We start from the raw sequence: 3,327 nt of genomic DNA, 5'->3' as shown, positions 1-3,327 counted from the left end.
GAGTACCACTTTGTTATTTTGCATGGATTAACACCTGCTCTTGATAGTATTGAGGAATTTGCTTTGTTGTTTCTTCCCATTTCTTTTGATCTTTTACTGGTTGAGCATTCGTATACATATCTGCTGGTAATAGTAGATCCCTTACATCCTGTGGTAACTCTACCTTTTCTCGAATTGGGCGTGCATAGCCCTTTGCTAAATTCTCTTGACCAGCATCGGATAAAATGTATTCGCGAGCAAGCATGGCAGCATGTGGATTTTTTGCATACTTATTAATAATCGTTGCATAGCCAGAAGTAACAGATCCTTCAGATGGGATCACTACATCGAAACGTTCTTCATCAATTTGATGACGATACCCTAAGGCATTAAAATCCCATAAGATGGCGACATCAATTTCTCCTTTTTCTAAATTTGCTACGGATGGATCTCCTTGTAATCGACCTTGTTTTGCTAACTCAGCAAAAAAATCAATGCCAGGTTGGATATTCGATTCATCTCCCCCAAATGCCATTGCCGCAGCTAAAATAGCAAACTGAGCTTGATTTGCCGTTAAGGCATCCCCAATACTAACTGTGTAATCTCCATTTTTCAGATCCTCCCAGGAAGTTGGAGGATTCTTCACATTATTTTTATCTGTTAAAAATGAAATGGTCCCCGTATAACCGACAATCCAGTGTCCTTCATCGTCCTTAGCCCAATCAGGTATTTCATCCCAGTACGAAGTTTTATATGGTAAGGTTAAGCCCTTGTCCTTAGCGATTGGACCAAAAGCGATGCCAACATCGCCAATATCTGCTGTAGCATCATCCTTCTCTGCTTCAAATTTCGCTAACTCTTCAGCACTCGACATATCCGTATCATTGTGCTTTATGCTATATTCGGCTCCAAGCTCTTCCCAAGTTTCCACCCAATTCGCCCATGTATCTGGCATACCAACGGAATTAACAGTACCCTCTTCCTTCGCTTTCTCCCTAATTTCCTCAAGCGATAAATCTTTGCTTACTTCATTTGCACTAGATGAACTGTCAGAACAAGCTGCTAACATGGAAATTGTTAATGCACCAATTAGACCTTTTTTCCACCACTTTTGAATTGCCATGTGTTGGACCTCCATTTGTTTTTGTTTATTTTTATTTGCTTACAAACGTTATGGTATAAAACAAACATTAAGCAAGTATGGAGTGCATTAAAATATTTAGTAAAAATTATTGAGAAATTATAAAAATCTTTAAATTTAAAATAGCAAAATCCATTTATAAAACCAGTTCTCCTGCTTTAATTTCCTTATAATAAATAAAACCCACACATTTTGAGGAAAATAATCAAAATGTGTGAGTTTGTTTTTTAGATAAATTTTTGGTTTCGACAGCAATCAAAATATTAAGCATTGAACAGAATAGAAATGAATATAGAAATTTTTAAGTCGACTATATGTGTTAAGCTCTAATTCATTTTACCTTTTAAAAAATTGGTACCATGGAACACCTACAAAGAAAACAGCAAACAATAAAATAAGAAAATCATGGGCTTGAACCCCATTTGAAAAAAGTATTAGCACTATAACTATAAATGCCAATATTCTAAGTAAACCTAATTTTTTCATGGAACCCACCATTATTTTCCAATTTAATAAGAACAGTACAATAAAAACCCAAAAAATTACCAAGCTTACACAAAATTGGACGTATTGAAAAGTAAAATCACATACAATTTCAGACTATGACAGATAGCCGAAATAATTCCTTACTCGAATGTAACGACAGGGATGAAATATTTATTGTGTTGATTAGTTGGAGAGACCTAAGAAATCTGCATATGTATGCGGCTCATGTTCCTTTAGAATTGTTAAAAAAGTAAATGCTAGCTGCACAACTGACCACCATCTCATATTGTAGGACAGCTCAAATCGAGAAGGCTCTAACGTAAAAACATCCTGAAAAATAGCGAGTGGCTCGATTTGCTCATCCTTTAGAATGGATAAAAAGCCCAGAAATAATGTATGATCCTTTACTTCAATCAATTTATCATCTACAAGAGCATCTATTTTTTCAGGCTGCTGAAAATTGCACTGTGTGGCTACATAAAGTTCTAAATCCTGTGCACGCTTTCTTTCTTCACGTTCCTTTTTCTTTGCAATAAAATCAATGACGTTATTCACGGTCATCGCCTCTTTTTTTTCTTTTATTGTAGCATTGTTTAGACAAACATTGCCTGTACTGGCCTCTGCTATTTTTGGGGAGCTCTTAATGATTTAACAGAGGCTTAGATGGAATACACGCGGAAGCCTGGTTTTTGCGGACAAGTATGATTTACAACCCTGACGTTGGAATTGTGATTGTCACTTTTCCTCCACCCTTTATCGAACTATTAGCTAGCGTCAATGTTCCACCATGTTTTTGAATAATCGATTCTACAATGTAAAGCCCCATCCCATGATGTTTTGCAGAATTCCTACTTGGATCCCCTCGATAAAATTGCTTGGTTGCTTCTTTTAAATCTTTCGATGAAAAACCTGGACCACTATCTGTCACAGTAAAATGAACAAAGTTTAATTCTCCAGCAACCGATAAAGTGACTTTGCTATTATTGGGTGTATATTCAACAGCATTAACAATCACATTTAAAAGAGCCCGATAAAAGAGTTCCTCCTCTATCATCAAAACAGCAGGCAATTTATCTTTCACTACATCTACTTCGAGTCTTTTTTCCAAAGCAAGAGCCTTCATTTGTTGTTCTATCTTATGAACAAAGGAATCTAACTCTACATTTGTTTTTGCATTCACAACATGTTGTTCCATCTTCGATATGTCCATTAATTGCTTTGTGAATTTTTCTATTTCAATGGTATTTTTTAATATATAACGATTATATTCTTTTTGTATATCATCTTGAACAGTATCTTGTAAAAGCTCCGCATTTCCCCGAATAATGGTAAGAGGTGTTTTCAAATCATGGGCAAGTGCAGAAATTTGTTCTCTTCGCGACCTCTCTGCCTCCCATTGTTGTGTTAATGAACGATTTAATGCTTCCTTCATTTGCTCAAAAGAGAGTGCAATATCATCTATTTCTCTAATACCAGAAGGTTTTAAATGAAAATCCAAATTTTGATTTTGGATTTTTTCAATGGCCACTTGTAAGCCCGACATTTTCCGTTTAAGCCTTCTGCCGAAATGAACTGCAAGCACTGTTGCCTGCAAAATTACTCCTAAAATAAATAACAGTAACACTGTTAGTTGAGGGTTGGGTAAGTACTTTCTTATAATAGTGGAGCGATACTCGGGAACTAAACTATAGCGTAGAATACACACTTCCTGTTCTCGTTCA

Annotated in this window: 3 protein-coding genes; all 3 read right to left on the bottom strand. The window is 35.9% G+C overall.

The features are described 5' to 3' along the window. Positions 1 to 13 precede the first annotated feature (13 nt). A complete protein-coding gene (locus tag RT445_RS08750) occupies positions 14 to 1,102 on the bottom strand; it encodes an ABC transporter substrate-binding protein (protein WP_312505258.1) in 1,089 nt (362 codons plus the stop codon). 687 nt (positions 1,103 to 1,789) lie between these two features. Then, entirely contained in the window at positions 1,790 to 2,167 is a 378-nt protein-coding gene (locus RT445_RS08745; protein WP_274796061.1) for a 2-oxoglutarate ferredoxin oxidoreductase subunit beta, read from the bottom strand. Between the two features lie 145 nt (positions 2,168 to 2,312). Beyond that, a partial coding sequence (locus RT445_RS08740; protein ID WP_313470426.1) for a sensor histidine kinase occupies positions 2,313 to 3,327 on the bottom strand: 1,015 nt, incomplete at its 5' end.

The organism is Lysinibacillus sp., assembly GCF_032093475.1.
Classification (GTDB): Bacteria; Bacillota; Bacilli; order Bacillales_A; family Planococcaceae; genus Lysinibacillus; species Lysinibacillus irui.
The sequence above is the reverse complement of the archived record's forward strand: the minus strand, read 5'-3'. Positions and strand labels throughout refer to the sequence as shown.